9 protein-coding genes, 1 pseudogene and 2 riboswitches are annotated in these 16,892 nt (G+C 43.8%); of the genes and pseudogenes, 6 read left to right on the top strand and 4 right to left on the bottom strand.

Annotated elements, in window-relative coordinates:
- Positions 1-124 precede the first annotated feature (124 nt).
- From WA1_RS09230 to ntrB, 4 genes are all read right to left on the bottom strand, one after another.
- A complete protein-coding gene (locus WA1_RS09230) occupies positions 125-826 on the bottom strand; it encodes a hypothetical protein (RefSeq protein ID WP_017745345.1) in 702 nt (233 codons plus the stop codon).
- A gap of 176 nt (positions 827-1,002) precedes the next feature.
- Positions 1,003-1,206, bottom strand: a riboswitch (cyclic di-AMP (ydaO/yuaA leader).
- Positions 1,207-1,257: 51 nt separating this feature from the next.
- Positions 1,258-2,097 (bottom strand): ABC transporter ATP-binding protein, encoded by an 840-nt coding sequence (locus WA1_RS09225; protein WP_017745346.1) that lies wholly within the window; start codon positions 2,095-2,097, stop codon positions 1,258-1,260.
- Between the two features lie 60 nt (positions 2,098-2,157).
- On the bottom strand, positions 2,158-3,612 hold the full coding sequence (locus WA1_RS09220; RefSeq protein WP_017745347.1) for an ABC transporter substrate-binding protein: 1,455 nt from the start codon (positions 3,610-3,612) through the stop codon (positions 2,158-2,160).
- A 92-nt stretch (positions 3,613-3,704) separates the two neighbouring features.
- On the bottom strand, positions 3,705-4,556 hold the full coding sequence (gene ntrB / locus WA1_RS09215) for a nitrate ABC transporter permease (RefSeq protein ID WP_017745348.1): 852 nt from the start codon (positions 4,554-4,556) through the stop codon (positions 3,705-3,707).
- A gap of 94 nt (positions 4,557-4,650) precedes the next feature.
- A riboswitch (cyclic di-AMP (ydaO/yuaA leader) is annotated at positions 4,651-4,874 on the bottom strand.
- Positions 4,875-5,210: 336 nt separating this feature from the next.
- On the opposite strand from ntrB, the gene WA1_RS09210 reads away from it, so the two are divergent.
- From WA1_RS09210 to WA1_RS09190, 6 genes and pseudogenes are all read left to right on the top strand, one after another.
- Positions 5,211-6,305, top strand: coding sequence for a sensor histidine kinase (locus WA1_RS09210; RefSeq protein ID WP_017745349.1), 1,095 nt, complete (start codon positions 5,211-5,213; stop codon positions 6,303-6,305).
- Between the two features lie 121 nt (positions 6,306-6,426).
- Positions 6,427-6,576 (top strand): annotated as a pseudogene (locus tag WA1_RS61615) (MerR family DNA-binding transcriptional regulator); the annotation flags it as partial.
- Positions 6,577-6,819: 243 nt separating this feature from the next.
- Entirely contained in the window at positions 6,820-8,628 is a 1,809-nt protein-coding gene (locus WA1_RS09205; RefSeq protein ID WP_148662660.1) for a ShlB/FhaC/HecB family hemolysin secretion/activation protein, read from the top strand.
- 26 nt (positions 8,629-8,654) lie between these two features.
- On the top strand, positions 8,655-12,002 hold the full coding sequence (locus WA1_RS09200) for a two-partner secretion domain-containing protein (RefSeq protein WP_017745351.1): 3,348 nt from the start codon (positions 8,655-8,657) through the stop codon (positions 12,000-12,002).
- Positions 12,003-12,268: 266 nt separating this feature from the next.
- On the top strand, positions 12,269-13,945 hold the full coding sequence (locus tag WA1_RS09195; protein WP_017745352.1) for an IS200/IS605 family accessory protein TnpB-related protein: 1,677 nt from the start codon (positions 12,269-12,271) through the stop codon (positions 13,943-13,945).
- Between the two features lie 45 nt (positions 13,946-13,990).
- Positions 13,991-16,861, top strand: a complete 2,871-nt coding sequence (locus WA1_RS09190; RefSeq protein ID WP_033335786.1) for a CHAT domain-containing protein — start codon at positions 13,991-13,993, stop codon at positions 16,859-16,861.
- Positions 16,862-16,892: the final 31 nt, after the last annotated feature.

Raw genomic sequence — 16,892 nt, 5'->3', positions numbered from 1 at the left:
TGCACTATAACTACTCACAACGAGCTACTAACTACTAACCACTAACCAACATCTCTTAATTAAGAAAACCGACTTCTATAAGAAGTCGGTTTTCTTAATTATGGTAATTACAAAATTCTCGCCTCTAGAGATACTTATTCTGAACTGTACTTGGAATCCCCAGTACTGAACAAGGGAATTTGGAACCTAGATTTTGTACGATGGGATGATGTATTGAGTTACAGCCAAGGAACAATATATCAGCTGATTCTGAAACAACAACTCTTTTCAGTTCTGTTGCAACGCAACCAAACCGAAGATGAGCTTTAAAAGAACTTTTCCATTCAGCAGCTAGACAGCTAGCTTGTCTTAAAATACCTTCTGCTTGCGCGAATCTATCTATAGATTTTTCTTCCTGTGGTAGGTGTGTTGAGTTATCTTGCCATCTTGTTTGGGTTACAATCCCCGTATTCAATTCTTCCTCTGCGGAGTCCGTTAAAAGATGTTGTAGTACTTGTTGCTCGGATTTGCGACTGCTTCCCACCTCCTCTGTTGGCAAAACTTCTGCACCTCCACACATTAAACGATCTTCCATCACATACACCACTTGAACTGTCACCTGTGCTTTAGTCGCCAAACGTGTTTGGTGGGCTGTTAACAAAGCAATATCTAGCGCAGTATGACTGTTCGGAGAACTGTTATAGCCAACAATTAAATTGATTGATTTTGACGCTTGAATTTCTTCACAGACAGATGCTTTTTGTGTTGAAAGCAACACCATTTGATCGATCAAATCATCTCTTCCGATAGCGTTCTGTAGACGCACTAACAATGGCTTAATATTCACAGTTTTCTTCTCTCAGCACGAAACTACTTATTAAGGAGAAGCGGGTCAATCAATTTTGGATTTTGGATTTGTGATTTTGGATTGAAGAGAAAACACCTTAATCTAAAATCTAAAATCCAAAATCTAAAATCAATTCAGGAATCCCCAATCGCAACTGTTATTACAGCCAAAGGTTTGGGGGTTCCTTCCATTGCCGACGGAGTTAGCTGACGGGCTAAGACTGGAAGGTGTCTCTCTTGAAGGATTCAGCTTTGTCGTGTCAAGGATGAAGTAAGAAAGAGCAGTTTCTCATTTATCCTTTATCCTGTTTACAAGATGAGCCCCAAAAATTGGTTCCTCCGCTTCAAATTTCTGAAATTTAAATTAGGCTACCCACTTTGACAGTTATCAGTTATTCAGTTATCACTGGTCACTGGTCACTGTTCAGGTGATTACTCGTCTTGAGTAAAGTACTTATCTAGGAAATTCAGGGCGTGATTGCGAAGTTCAAAATACTCTTTAGAGTTTCGCATCGCAGTGCGATCGCGTGGATGAGGAAAAGGAACTTCTAAGATTTCTCCAATCTTAGCAGCAGGTCCATTAGTCATGAGAACAATACGGTCTGACATATAAATTGCCTCATCCACGTCGTGTGTAACCATCATCACTGCCTGACGATGGTTTTCCCAAATATCCAATACTTGCCGCTGTAATTTCCCCCGAGTCAATGCATCTAATGCTCCAAAAGGCTCGTCCATTAACAACATTTTTGGACGAATAGCTAAGGCTCTTGCGATCCCCACACGCTGCTTCATTCCACCAGAAATTTCATCAGGGTATTTGTCAGCTGCCGCATTCAAGTTTACCATTGCCAAGTGTTCGTTAACAATGCTGATTTTTTCAGATCTTGAGGCATCTTTGAGCACTTCATCCACCGCTAGTCGGATATTTTCTCGTACAGTCAACCAAGGTAGCAGGGAATAGTGTTGAAACACCATCATGCGTTCAGCACCAGGTTTGCGAATTTCTTTGCCATCAAGTCTCACGGAACCAGAGGTGGCTTTTTCTAAACCCGCGACAATCTTCAAAAGAGTGGACTTACCACAACCAGAGTGACCGATTACAGAAATATATTCATCTTCACCTATGGTCAAATTGACATTATCCAGAACGACAAATTGTCCCCCATCGGGGTTTGGATAGGACTTGAGTACATTGTCAATTTCTAGAAATCGAGTAGCGCCAATAGTGCGCGACTTGCTATCGGTTGTAAATGGAGTTGATTTGGTCATGGTAGCTTTAAGAGAGAGTAAAGATTTGTAGAGAAAGTTGTCTGCAATATCCCCATGGAGTTATGACATATAAAACCGAGTAGGGGCGTTTGCTCTAATCTCAAAACTGTTGAGGTACCCTACAGGATCGCTAGGATCGAAACCTTTGTTGTCTATGAAAACTTCAGGCGACTCTACTTTGAAATCTTCCTTGGGAGACTTAATACCCATTTCCGCCGCAATTTCACGATATAAATCTGCTCTCCAGCCTTGTGCGGCAAGTTTCTCGGCATTTTTGGGAAATTTCTTAATTTGACCCCAACGTGCTGCTTGAGTCATTAACCAAAGACTTCTGGATCTCCATAAAAATGTAGCGTGTTCGTCAGGGCTTTTGGGGATGTTGTCAGGAATATCGTAGAAAATGGTCGTGTCAGCAGCTTTTATGGTGCGATCCTTGCCATCAAACCCACCATAGTTGTAGTTCCCCAAAATTGCCGGACCGGTAAATTTAGTTGTTGGAGCACCTGGTTTTCTGGGTTTGGCACCAGTAAATGAACGATCTGTTATCAGTTCGGCAACTTCTTGACGGTTTTCAGGTTTACTGCAATACTGGCAAGCTTCAATCATCGCCTTCACTAAAGAGCGATAAGTTTTGGGATAATTGACGATAAATGATTCCATCACCCCCAAAAGTCTGTCTGGATGTCCTAGCCATACTTCTTTGCCTTGAGCAAAGGTAAAACCCACACCCTCATTACCAGTAATTGCACGAGTATTCCAAGGTTCTGCCACCATGTAGGCTTGCATTGCACCAATTCGGACGTTTGTCACCATCTGTGGTGGGGGAATAATAATGACCCGAAACTCTTTGAACGGATCGACTCCTGCAGCAGCTGATACATAGCGGATAAAGTACTCGTAGATGGCAGAACTTAGAACAACTGCCCAAACCTTACCTTCTGTCGGTTGCTTTTCAAAAAAGGCTCTGAAGTCCCGACCAAACTCTTCCAAAGCTCGATCGCCATATTGTGCTTTGTACTCGTACCATGGGCGCAGTCCAAAATCCCACATGGCTTTGTTCATTGTCATGGCATTTCCATGACGGTGAATTGTCATGGCTGCACACAATGGGGCATGACGAGCACCTTCAGCGCCAATTCTGGCATTGGTTACAGCACCAGAGACAACTGGTGAGGCATCAAGGCGACCAAAGATAATTCCATCACGAGATGTTGCCCAGCTCGCCTCCCGATTGAGTTTAACGTTCAGCCCGTATTTGCGGAAAAAACCTTTTTTCCAAGCAATAGCAAAGGGCGCGCAGTCGTTGACAGGCACATAACCAACAGTGAGATTTGGTTTTTCTAATGTTTTGGAATCGACAACAGGTTGAACGGCAGCAGCTTCTTCTGTTAGCCCTTTAGCGCTGCGGTCTCCAGAAATAGCACATGACGATAACGCCATTCCAGCTGTTGTTGCCCCTATTCCTACCAAAAACTCTCGTCGATGTAAAAGATTTTCGTTATCGGCTTTGTTCATAAAAAATTGTTAATGGTTAGGGGTTAATTGTCCGTGGTTAATGGTTCTACTAACTACTGGGCGCAAGGCATTGCGCCCCTACTAACCCTTAATTAACTTGCTGTTGCTCCCGGACGACGAGTCACTAACTCTTGAATTTTGCCGACTGCAAAATCAAGCAATAGCCCAGTTAAGCCAATGACCAATACGGCTAAGAATACTGAACTCAAGTTGAGACGACTCCACTCATCCCACACAAAAAAGCCGATTCCAATACCACCCGTTAGCATTTCTACAGCAACGATGACTAGCCAAGCAATTCCCAAGCTGATCCGCAAGCCAGTGAAGATATATGGTAGACTTGCCGGCCAAATAATTTTTGTAATTCGCCGCCAACGTGGGATTTCTAAGACTCGTGCCACATCTATATAATCTTTGGGAACGCTTGACACGCCCAGTGCAGTGTTGATGATTGTGGGCCACAAGGAGGTGATGAAAATGACAAAGATGGCTGATGGATCTGCCAAATTAAAGATAGCTAAGGCAATTGGCAGCCAAGCCAAAGGAGATACAGGTTTAAAAATTTGAATGACTGGATTGAGAGAAAGCATTGCCGTCCTAGACATTCCAATCAAAAATCCCAGGGGAATTGCGACCGCAGCACCCAATAAAAAACCCAGCAATACCCGTCGCAAGCTTGCGAGCAACAACCATCCAATTCCTAAATTCCCCGGTCCTCTTTGATAAAACGGGTTCAGAATGTAGTCCAAGTTGGCAACCAACGCTTCAGGCGGGGTAGGCATCAATTCATGATTGGCAAGAGCAATAACCCACCACATTAGAATAATTCCTAAAAACCCCAGTACTGGTAATATAAAGGTTTCTTTCACCAGCAAGGGTTTTGTTTTTTTCCAGGCTGCTTGTCCAGCAACTGCAATAATTGCAGCTATGTTTAATTGCAACACTCTGCTTTACCTCACCAGATTTAAGTGCGGGTACAAAAAACCGAGCAGTACCAGCCAGGAATACTGATGAGATTCAATAAAAATTATTGTCTCTTCAGTCTCCTCTCAGTGCCTACGAAGTTAGCTGACGGGCTAGAGTTGAGAGATACTCTCCCTGAGAAGGATGAGCTATGAAGTGTGAAGGATGAAGTTACTACTGCCCCCTTTTTTATCCTTCATACTTTAGCTTTACCCTTTCTCAGAATACGCCCCTTTGAATGGTTCCTCCGCTCCAACTAATGCAAGCTCGCAATTAGAAGGATTAGGCTGACTTACTCTATTAATTTTAGGATAAATGTAACACTGGTAAACAATACCGTCAAGGTATCGAAAGATAGACGATTTTCATTTTACAATCTATACGTTCTTTATTTTAAGCTCGTTGTCTATCTCAAGTTGTAAATCTTTGAGAAGAATTATGTAATAAGTATAATTTACATATCGCCCGCTCTAGAGAATCATAATATTAAAAGCTATTTTGATTCCTACTAATAATATAGATAAATTTTAGGCTATTTATGAAAAATTTTAAATCCCGTAGGGTGGGCTTTAGCCCTACATCCACATATTTCACCAATAGAATTGCTATAGTTAAATATTGCTCAACTACAAGAAATGAAAGATTTTAGTCAATTACTACAGAGTAAAATTCAAACAATTTTAGAAGAGTGGGTGGAAGCTGTTCGGAAGGACAAAAAAATTTCCATCACGAAAAATCTCTCACGCTCAGCTATCAAAAATCATCTCGCTGATATCCTCAGAGCACTAGCAGATGTACTTGCTAAAAGCCCACAAGATGATGAAATGAAACAGATCGTTCAAGAAAGTTTGCATCATGGGACTCTTAGGGCTGAGCAAGGTTATGATGCAGCAGAAATTGCACGAGAATACCGTATCCTAAGAGATATTATATTTAAAACAATTGAACCAAAATTTTTACAGGCTTCAGTACGGGAAGTGCTCCGAGCTATACGATTAATTAATATGGTTTTAGATGAAGCGATCGCATCCTGTTTTCAAAGCTACACAGAACAGCGATTGACAGAACTACAACAGCTACAAAATCAGTTAAGTTTTAACAATCAAGAACTCACACGCTTGCTCAGGTCAAATCAAGATAATTTATCTTATTTAGCACACGAACTTAAAAGCCCTTTAACTTCAATCATTGGTTACTCGGATTTATTTTTGCGTCAGCAACGAAAGCACTCTGATGAAAAAGAGGAAAAGGATACTGTTACAAATTTAGAACACATAGAGAGAGTTCTACGCAGTGGAAGACAATTACTCCGGATTATTAATGACGCATTAGAAATTTCTCGTTATGATGCAGGGGAGATGAAATTGCACCCTGAATTAATTAATCCACGTGAATCGGTCGAACGCGTTAGTGAAATGTTGGAGTCTTTAGCAGCTAATAAAGAGTTACAAATGCTCGTCGATCTTCATGAAGCACCCGAACAAGTCTTTACAGATCCGTTACGATTACAACAAATATTAATAAATCTTATAAGTAATGCAATTCGCTATACCGATCGCGGAACTATCAAAATAAAGTGTGAAATCCTTAGAGATAATCGATGGGCGATCGCAGTCGCCGATACAGGAGTTGGGATTGAGCCAGAAGACCAAGCCCAAATTTTTGAAGGACCCCCACGTCCGGGAGTGATAGGCATTCGACGCAAGCAGTCAAGCACGCGCTTTGTTTAACAGTGACCAGTGACCAGTTAATCGCGATCAGGTGCGCTGCATCAATAAAACTTAGGTTATTCTAGGCATAGTTAAGTACAGATGAACTATGCCTAAGATTTCTATATAGGAAGCAAGTAACCTTTTAGGTATCCATGCAGATACGTTAAGACGTTGGGAAGAGGAGGGCAAAATTGTTGCAGAGCGTACATCCGGTGGACATCGATTTCACAGCAACTTGGTAAAGTTGTCCATCATACTATTAGGTACTTTCCACTATACTGTCCAGTAGACAATGATAGAAAATCCAGTATACAGAACCCCTTAGTATGGTATACTCTGCACTTGACGAAGTGCATTTTTTGACTAATTAGGCTGAAAAAAGCGATAATTTTCCAAAAATTGCTATAGGATAATTAAAAAAAACGTTATAAGTAAAATTGCTTAGTAAAGTTGTTTGTCAAACAACTTTCATAAGAACTAAACAATATTTATTTTGTTGATTATTTAGGGCGGTTGCCTAACATGATTAAAAATGGCGAAAGTCTGGAGTCGGTCTTTCTGGTGTTTAATGCTAACTCTAAAAATTTCGGGAATCTTGGGGGTGTTAATTACCTTCCACAAAGATAGTGCCTTGGCTCAGATATCGCCCGATCGCTCCCAAAGCACTGACAGTTTACACTTAACTGTTAACTTCAAGAGCAAGGAACAGCCTGTTAACAAAATTGACAACGTTGCCGTTCGAGGAACTAACTTGCCAACGAATCATCCTAATCCGCAGCCATTACCAAAACCTTCCCTTGAGCTTCCATCTCGAACATTGCCCTCGTCTTCAGAAGGCTCTGACCTTCCTAAAAATATTACTGTTACTAAATTTGAGTTTGAGGGGAATACGGCATTTAGTGATGAAGAGTTAACTAAATTTACCGATAAATTCATCAAGCGATCGCTTACCTTTGCCGAACTGCTAGAAGTTGAGACGGCTGTAACTAAACTCTATACTGATGCGGGGTATATTAATTCTGGTGCAGTTATTCCAGCAGGTCAAACTTTGTCTAAAAAGGGATCTGTCGTTAAAATCCGGATTATTGAAGGTGGGGTAGAAAAAATTGAAGTGACAGGTACTCGACGGCTGAACTCGAACTACGTGCGTCGCCGATTGGCACTCTTGAGCTCTAAACCTTTAAATCAGAAACGCCTGTTGGAAGCCTTGCAACTGTTGCAACTCGATCCCCTGATTCAAAATATATCTGCCGAATTGTCTGCAGGGTCGCGGTCTGAATTGAGTTTACTGACAGTCAAGGTCATAGAAGCAGACTCCTTTAATACAGAATTCTTTATAGATAATGGTCGTGCTCCTAGTGTTGGTAGCTTACGACGCGGCGTCCGCATTAACCAAGCCAACTTATTTGGTTTTGGAGATGCCTTGGGTTTAGAGTACGTCAATACTAATGGTAGCAACGCCTTTGACTTCAGCTACACCATACCTGTGAATCCTCGCAATGGCACAATTATCCTAGGGGCAGGACTGACGGATACTGAAGTTATTGAACCGCCCTTTGACCGTATCGATATCATCGGTAATTCACGCTATTTCGAGTTAGGCTTTCGCCAACCTTTAATCCTATCTTCTACCAGAGAATTTGCCTTGGGTTTATCAGCATCACGACAGGAAAGTAAATCTGAACTGCTAGGTGTGGGTTTTCCGCTCTCTGCTGGTGCTAATGAAGAGGGAGAAACTCGTATATCAACCTTGCGATTTTTTCAAGAATACAGGCAGAGAAGCCCTCAAGAAGCTTTCGTCTTTCGTTCTCAATTTAGTCTCGGTTTAAATGTCTTTAATGCTACTGTTAACGATGACCCTCCCGATACTCGTTTTTTCTCTTGGCGGGGACAAGGACAGTATGTGCGGCTTTTAGCACCGCAAACTTTGCTGGTAGTGCGTTCTGATATCCAGCTGACAAATCGTGCTCTCGTGCCTCTAGAGCAATTTGGGTTGGGGGGTTTGCGTAGCGTTCGAGGTTATCGGCAGGATGTACTCTTGACAGATAATGGCTTTTATGGTTCTGCTGAAGTGCAATTACCAGTACTGCGGGTAAAAAGCGTGGAAGGGGTTTTGCAGGTGGTGCCGTTTGTTGATTTTGGTATCGGTTGGAATAGTTCTGGTAACTCCGATCCAGACCCCAATACCTTGCTGGGGTTGGGATTGGGTTTACAGTGGCAGATGGGCGATCGCCTGACTGCTCGCCTTGACTATGGTATTCCATTGACGGATATTGAAGATAGAGGCAGGACGTTGCAAGAAGATGGTCTTTATTTCTCGGTAATTGCTAACCCTTTCTAAAAAGATTTCTAAAAAAGTACCTAATTATGCAATATCCCAAGCGCTTACTCCTATGTTACACCTTACCCCTTGCCCTAGGGGTGAATCTCGTGTTGGCTCTGTTATCTTTTCTTGCTCCGCTCAAATCGGCGAAAGCGCAAATTGTTCCAGATGGAACTCTAGGCGCTGAAAGTTCGATAATAGTACCAGATAATCTTAATGGTATTCCTATTGACCGGATTAATGGGGGAGCAATTCGGGGAGCAAACCTGTTCCACAGTTTCAGCCAATTCAATGTTAGTGAAAGTAATGGAGCCTATTTTACTAATCCTGGAGGAATTAGGAATATTTTGGGTCGGGTGACTGGGAGTAATGCCTCGAATATTCTAGGAACATTGGGTGTTTTGGGTAATGCAAACCTATTTTTCATTAATCCTAATGGAATTGTCTTTGGATCGAATGCCCGTTTGGATGTGGGGGGGTCGTTTTTGGCGTCTACGGCAGAGAGCCTAGTGTTTGATAATGGGTTTGAGTTTGGCGCTACGAATCCGCAAGCGCCACCACTGTTAACAGTGAATATTCCGGTTGGTTTGCGAATGAGAGAAAACTTGGGGAGCATTATCAATCGATCCAGAGCCAGGGATAATACTAGTAAAATCGTCGGTCTTCAAGTGCCAAATAGTCAAACATTAGGGCTGATCGGTTCTGTAGTTAACATCGAAGCTGGTTACTTAACGGCAGTCGATGGACGGATTGAGATGGGAAGCTTTGCTGATAACAGTCTGGTTAGGCTGACGTCAACCAAAACTGGTTATGTTTTGGGCTATGAGGGTGTCAAAGATTTCCAGGATATTCAACTTTCGCAGGGAGCTTTTATTAGTACCAGTGGCAATGGCGGCGGCAGTATCCAGGTGCAAGGTAGAAACGTGACGCTTAGCAACGAATCTGGAATGTTTGCCGATACCCTGGGGAGTCAAGACGGAAGCGGCATCTTTATTCGAGCAGAGCAGTTAACGCTCTTAAACTCCTTGGTGAGAGCGAATGTATTTGGCTTAGGGCAGGGAGGGAATGTAACGATAGAGACTAGGCAATTGTTAGGTCAGGATGGAGCAAGACTATCTGCCAGCACTCAGGGAAATGGCAAGGGAGGCACGGTAACTATTCGTGCCAGTGAGTCGGTAGTGCTTGAGGGAGAATCTCCCACAGGTTTCCAAAGTGGTGTATTCAGCGTTGTGGAACCTGGAGCCACAGGAGATGCAGGTGGGATTAAAATTGAGACGACCTCTGTCAGCCTGAAAGATGGAGCAAGAGTGTATGCTAGCACTCAAGGAAATGGCAAGGGAGGCACGGTAACTATTCGTGCCAGTGAGTCAGTAGTGCTTGAGGGAGAATCTCCCACAGGTTTCCAAAGTGGTGTATTCAGCTTTGTGGAACCTGGAGCCACAGGAGATGCAGGTGAGATTGAAATTGAGACGACTGCTGTCAGCCTGAAAAACGGGGCAAGAGTGTATGCCAGCGCTCAAGGAAATGGTAAGGGAGGCACGGTAACTATTCGTGCCAGTAAGTCGGTAGTGCTTGAGGGAGAATCTCCCACAGGTTTCCAAAGTGGTGTATTCAGCGTTGTGGAACCTAGAGCCATAGGAAATGCAGGTGGGATTAAAATTGAGACTGCCTCTGTCAGCCTGAAAGATGGGGCAAGGCTGTCTGCCAGTACTCAGGGAGATGGCAAGGGAGGCACGATAGCTATTCGTGCCAGTAAGTCGGTAGTGCTTGAGGGAGAATCTCCCACAGGTTTCTTAAGTAGTGTATTAAGTGTAACAGAAGGTTCGGAGGATGCGGGCAAGATTGAAATTCAGACTGCCTCTCTTACCTTAAAAGATGGGGCGAGACTAGCTGCCAGCACTTTTGGAGGCGGTAGGGGTGGAAAAGTGACTATTGATGCTAGTGAGTCAGTGGTGTTAAAAGGAAAATCTCCCAGTGGTTTCTTGAGTGGCGTAGAAAGTGTAGTGGCAAAAGGGGCTTCAGGGGATGCAGGCGAGATTGAGATCGACACAGCTTCCCTCAATCTCAGAAATGGAGCTTTCCTGACTACCAGTACTTTAGGAGAGGGAAACGCTGGTAGGGTCAAGATTCATGCTAGCGAGTCAGTGGTATTTGAAGGGGAATTTATCCAGGGAAATCTTGGTCGCAGTGTCGGTGGTGTATCTAGCATAGTGGAATCAGGAGCCACAGGAGAAGCAGGTGAGATTAAGATCGGCACAGCCTTCCTCACTCTCAGAAATGGAGCTTTCTTGGCTACTAGTACTTTGGGACAAAATGATGCTGGTAGTATTACTGTTACCGCCAACACATTTGAAATTATTGAAGGTGGGCGGTTGCTCTCTACCACTAGAGGCAACGGAGCCGCGGGTGATATCGTTCTACAAGTTCAAAACAGTCTTACTCTGGCTGGGGAGAACATCGGTATATTCGCTAGCACGGACGCTGGCTCTACTGGTAAAGGAGGTAACATTTTTATTACTGGCTCCCCCCAAACTGTCACGATTCGAGATGGTGCAGAACTCTCTGTAAATAGCAGAGGAACAGGAACTGGGGGCGATATATCTTTGCAAGCTAACTCTTTGACTTTGGATCGGGGAACGATTTCAGCTGAAACCGCTAGGGAAAGAGGCGGTAATATTACCTTGAGAGTATCAGACTTATTGTTATTGCGTCGCGACAGCCGAGTCACCACCAACGCAGGTACCGAAAGTCAGGCGGGGGCGGTTGGAGATGGTGGGAATATCAACATTGACACCCGATTTTTAGTTGCGCTGCCCTCAAGACTCGGAGGTAGTGACATAACTGCCAATGCTACTTATGGTGACGGTGGTCGTGTCAATCTTACCGCAACTGGCATCTTCGGCATTGAATTTCGAGAAGGGCTGACTCCTTTTAACGATATCACAGTGAGTTCAACTTTTGGGGAAGTAGGAGTGGTAGAAATCAATCAGCCCTTTAACCCCAGCCAGAATTTGGTTGATTTACCAGTCAATGTTGTAGACCCTAATGACCAAATTGCCCAAAATCCCTGTATTCAAGGTGTTGGCAGCGAATTCACTATCACCGGACGTGGTGGTTTGCCCCCAAGCCCCAACGAAGACCAAAGTCAAGAAGCAACTCAGGTGGGTTTGGTCGAATCGGCACCAATCGTGGGTACTCAAAGACAAGAACAGAAAGCTTTCTCAGGCGCTTCCTCAATCCAAAACTCAACATCTCAAATCTCAAGTCCCGTTGTCCCTGCCCAAGGATGGGTATTCAATGATAAAGGTGACATAGTTCTCACTGCCTACAACTCCACTGTCACCGGACCTCAACGCTTGCCTAAAAATCATGGTGGCTGTCCTGCGCGATGAAAAGAGAAGGTTTTCTGATTTATCTTGACATTAGAGGTAAAAAGTGGTTAAAGAACAGCCTGGACTAGGTCAGAATTTTCTGAAAAAACTTTACAAATTGCGATCGGGTGCGTGCTGAACCAGTAAAACTTAGGCAATCCTAAGGAAATCCGGACATTTCGACAGAAGTTGCAATCTTCAAAAAAGTTTGAGAAACTTTCGGAAATTGCAGAAGTCTGCGTGTATAATTAGGCAGAGAAAGTATTAAGAGAAGGAGGTGAGTCAGCTTGTCCATTGTAACCATTCAAACAACAGCAGCTAAAAATATTCAAAACCAAACAGCGTTAGATTATCTAGAAGAATATGGAGTTATTTTTGGACAAGCTGTTCGCACTGCCTTTGCTTTGCGTAATCGAATTGGCAAGACACACTCCCTAGAATCCGAGCTAGAAAAGCTCATCTGCAAGGAGTTAGAAAGGCGTTTTGGTTTATCCAATACAGAAGCCAAGAACGCTTACAACAAAGCCGTTGCCACCTACAGTTCTCAGTCTGAGCTAGTAGACCTATATATTGATGACAACTACGACCGCATCAAAGCAGTTCGTAGAACAATCAAGAAACTAGAATTTAAGCTAGATAAAGCTGTTAAGTCTGGGCAAGAATCAACTGCCAAAAAGTTAAGAAAGAAGATTCATTTCAAGCGGCAGAAAATTAACAAGCTTGAGGCTAAAATCTCACGACTATTTGAGTCAAAAGCGACAGGACAGTTTAAAGTAACCTTTGGTTCGTCCAAGTTATTTGAAAAGCAGTACAGACTAGAAGAGAACGGCTACCAAAGCAAGTGGGAATGGCTGGAAGATTGGCGCAGAGAACGTTCTGCTCGTTCATTCTTTATAGGGTCAAAGAACTATCAGAGTGGTAATCAGCTTGTTAGGTACAATCTATTACTGCATACTTTGACAATCACTTGCACTCCCAGTTTAAGAGCGAAGTATGGTGATACCGTTACCCTTTTTGATATTGGTTTCTCTTATGCTCAGCAGTGGTTAGAGGCGGCTATAGAACCAGTCCGGCACACCTCTACTCGTAAAGGTAATAATGGGGAGAAGAAAGAAACGTCCAGGAATGGCAGCAAACAGCCAGTTACCTACGAAATAGTTAACAGAGATGGCAAGTTTTATGTTAATGCAACGCTTGAAACTGTAGACCCAGCAGTCCAGACATCTCTAGAAAATGGTGCGGTAGGAATTGACTTTAATCCTGGTAGTATTGATTGGACTTTAATTGACCGCCACGGCAACTTAAAACGCCACGGAACCATCAAGATTAACGTCCAAGATAAACGTTCCCACCAAACAAAAGACATCATAGGTAAAGCTGTAGCTGAAGTCGTCAGTGTTGCATTAAAGTACAACGTACCTATAGCTAGTGAGGATTTAGATTTTACTCAAAAGAAAGCATCCATGACTGAGATTGGCGCAAAGTATGCGCGGATGCTTTCAAATATGGCTTATTCCCAATTCACCCAGATGATTGAGTCTCGTTGCATTAAATCTGGGGTGGAATTAATCAAAGTTGATGCCGCCTATACCAGTGTTATTGGTGTTACGAAATATATGGCGGCTTATGGTTTAAATTCTGGCTGCGCCGCGGCTTTGGTAATTGCGCGTCGTGCTCAGAATCGGACTGAAAGATTACCCAGACACCTTGATTCTTACTTCAATTCGCCAGAGGACAAATTGAAGTCGGGAGCTTGGAAGAAGGTAGCTAAGCGGATTAACATCTGTGGCGGTTTTAATCGTCACAGATGGTATTCACTTGGTATCAAAAAGGCAAACCCTAACAGGGTTTTGTACAGCAGGCTACGGCAAACAAAAGCTCGTTGTGGGCGTGATACTGTACAGGTCTTAGTGACCCCTCATATCCGTAAAAACCACCGCGCTATGGGTTCTCTTAAGCCTTAAGGGCATAAATCCTTAAGTTTGCCTAAGTTTTGAGTAGCGCGCCGGTTGAAGCCCTTCTTAAGGAGTCACATACGCGGAGTGCGATCGCTCATTTTGGCAGTTCTGTTATTTTTTTTGTCACTGGGAGGAACTCTGGTTGCTGAGAAAGTTTCTGCATCAACCTCTCTTGTTCAAACCCAAGCCGATACCTTACAACTGGTAGAAAAAGGCAAAGCGCTTTATAAAGCTGGTTCGTTTGAGGAAGCGGTTACTGTTTGGCAACAGGTAGAAAAGGCTTTTGCAGCTCTTGGGGATAGCTTAAACCGGGCGATGGCGTTGAGTAATACCTCCCTCACGTTTCAACAACTAGGACAATGGGATCAAGCCAAAGAAGCGATCGCCCTTAGCTTCAATCTCTTGCAAACACACGAAAAGACACCAACTCAGTTACGAATCCTTGGCTCTACCCTGGATATCCAAGGACAGCTGCAACTAGCAGTGGGAGAATCCTCTGCAGCCCTAGCAACCTGGCAAAAAGCGGCTGACATTTATCGAAGTATTGGCGATCGCGACGATGAAACTAGGAGCCAGATTAACCAAGCCCAAGCTATGCAAGATTTGGGGCTTTATCCGAGGGCATGCAAGACCTTATTGCATGCCTTAAAGCTGAACAATCAAAACTGCGCGATCGCACTCAAGGATCTGCAAACCCTCAAGCAACAATCTGTAAAGATGCAAAACACGGCATCTTTACAAGTCCTGGGCTTACGTAGCCTTGGTAACGTCCTGCGAGTAGTTGGTCAACTCGAACAATCCCAAATGGTTTTGTCAGCGAGTTGGCAGTTAGCGCAACAATTGGGCGATTCCCAAAATATGGCTGCTATCTACCTAAGTTTGGGCAATACAACGCGAGCCTTGGGTAATAGAAGAATGCAGTTGGAGACACAAAGTCAGCATTCGATAACATTTACACAGTCTGGAAACTGCATCCAAGAAGTCAGCAAAACAAAAGCTGTTGAATTTTATCAACAGGCGGCTAGCTGTTATGAACAAGCTGAATCATCTGCTTTGCCTAGTATAAAGCTACAAGCACAATTGAATCGACTGAGTTTATTGATACAAACTCAGCAATGGCTGGAAGTGCCAACTTTGCTGCCTCAAATCCAATCAAACTTTAATAACCTAACAGCAAGTCGTTCGGCTGTCTATGGTCAAATTAAATTTGCTCAAAGTTTAATGTGCTTGCGTTCGGGACTGAACCAAAACCAATCAAAATTTTCATCCCCTGTTTTACAGCAATGTAGTTTTGTTAAGAACACAGCTAAAAGCACTAGCACTCTTTCCCTTGACTCCGAAGATGCTCCTTCATGGGACAACATTAGTCAAATTTTGAAAGCGGCTGTAAAGCAAGCTCAACTTTTAGGAGACAAGGAAGCAGAAGCCAATGCTCGCGGTTATTTGGGAGGAGCATACCAACAAATGGGGAAATTGGCTCTGGCTCGACAGTTAACAGAACAAGCCTTGCAGCAGATTTCTACAATTGAAGCTTCGAGCACTGCTTATCTTTGGCAGTGGCAGTTAGGACGGCTTTACCAAAATCAGGAAGACCAAAAGAGCGCACTCAAAGCCTATACCTTAGCTTATGAAACCCTTCAGTCCTTACGCAAAGACCTGGTTGCTATTAATCCGGAAATTCAGTTTACCTTTCGCGACACTGTAGAACCCGTTTATCGAGAGTTAGCCGATTTGCTTTTGCAACCCCTTCCCGATCAAGGGGAAGAAAAAGCAAAGATTAGTCAGGAGAATCTCAAGCTAGCTCGTGATGTTATAGAAGCACTCCAACTGGCAGAACTTAACAACTTTTTTCAAGAAGCTTGTTTGACGACCCGACCTGAAGAAATAGATAAGTTTGACCCCAATGCTGCTGTCCTTTATTCGATAATTTTGCCAAATCGCCTCGCTGTGATTTTGTCCCGACCCGAACAGGAGCTACGATATTACGCCACGCCACTTCCTCCCAGTACAAACCAAGGGGAAGGAGAGGCGGTCGAGCGCGTTTTCGACGATCTGTTTGCCACCCTAAACCCGTTCATTTCTAGCGCCGATCCCTTTCGTCCGCGACAGATTCTTTACGATTGGCTCATCCGTCCGGTGGAGGCGGAACTGGAGAAGGAAAAGGTCAAGACTTTGGTGTTTGTCCTAGATGGAGTGCTGCGCGGAGTGCCTGTAGCGGCGCTTTATGACAGCAAAAAGCGGGAGTATCTGATTGAAAAGTATAGCGTTGCGCTGACTCCTGGGTTGCAGCTTTTGTATTCGCGATCGCTTTCTCCAGATAAATTGAGAACTTTGGCGGGAGGTTTAGCTGAGGCGCGTCAGGGGTTTTCGGCTTTGCCAGGAGTAGAGCGAGAAGTCCAGGAGATAGCTGAGGTGGTTCCATCTCAAGTCCTGTTGAACAAAGAATTTACCCGCGATCGTCTTCAAGTTCAAATCAACGCTGTACCTTTCCCCATCATTCACTTGGCAACCCACGGTCAGTTTTCTTCCCAAGCGGAAAATACCTTTTTGCTAACCTGGGACGATCGCATTAACGTTAAAGAGTTAGATAAATTACTGCAAGGACGCTCTCAACCAAACCGAAGCCCCCTTGAGTTGTTAATTTTGAGCGCCTGTCAAACAGCAGCTGGTGACAAGCGAGCGGTTTTGGGACTAGCAGGGGTAGCGGTGCAATCGGGAGCACGCAGTACGTTGGCGACGCTTTGGGCGGTACGAGATGAGTCTACTGCTGAACTTATGAGCAAGTTCTACTCAGAGTTAAACAAAGCTGGAATTAGCAAAGCTGAAGCACTTCGTCAGGCTCAAATCTCTTTATTGAAATCGCCTCAATATCAACATCCCTACTACTGGGCTCCATTTGTCTTGGTAGGAAATTGGTTTTAGTGCATAAAGTTAATTATTTTTCCCCTATATA

Origin of the sequence: Scytonema hofmannii PCC 7110, assembly GCF_000346485.2 — a bacterium.
Classification (GTDB): Bacteria; Cyanobacteriota; Cyanobacteriia; order Cyanobacteriales; family Nostocaceae; genus Scytonema; species Scytonema hofmannii.
The sequence above is the reverse complement of the archived record's forward strand: the minus strand, read 5'-3'. Positions and strand labels throughout refer to the sequence as shown.

Coding starts and splice junctions, on each gene's coding strand:
- WA1_RS09210 (WP_017745349.1), top strand. CDS start 5,211: ATGAAAGATTTTAGTCAATTACTACAGAGTAAAATTCAAACAATTTTA.
- WA1_RS09225 (WP_017745346.1), bottom strand. CDS start 2,097: ATGACCAAATCAACTCCATTTACAACCGATAGCAAGTCGCGCACTATT.
- WA1_RS09205 (WP_148662660.1), top strand. CDS start 6,820: ATGGCGAAAGTCTGGAGTCGGTCTTTCTGGTGTTTAATGCTAACTCTA.
- WA1_RS09200 (WP_017745351.1), top strand. CDS start 8,655: ATGCAATATCCCAAGCGCTTACTCCTATGTTACACCTTACCCCTTGCC.
- WA1_RS09220 (WP_017745347.1), bottom strand. CDS start 3,612: ATGAACAAAGCCGATAACGAAAATCTTTTACATCGACGAGAGTTTTTG.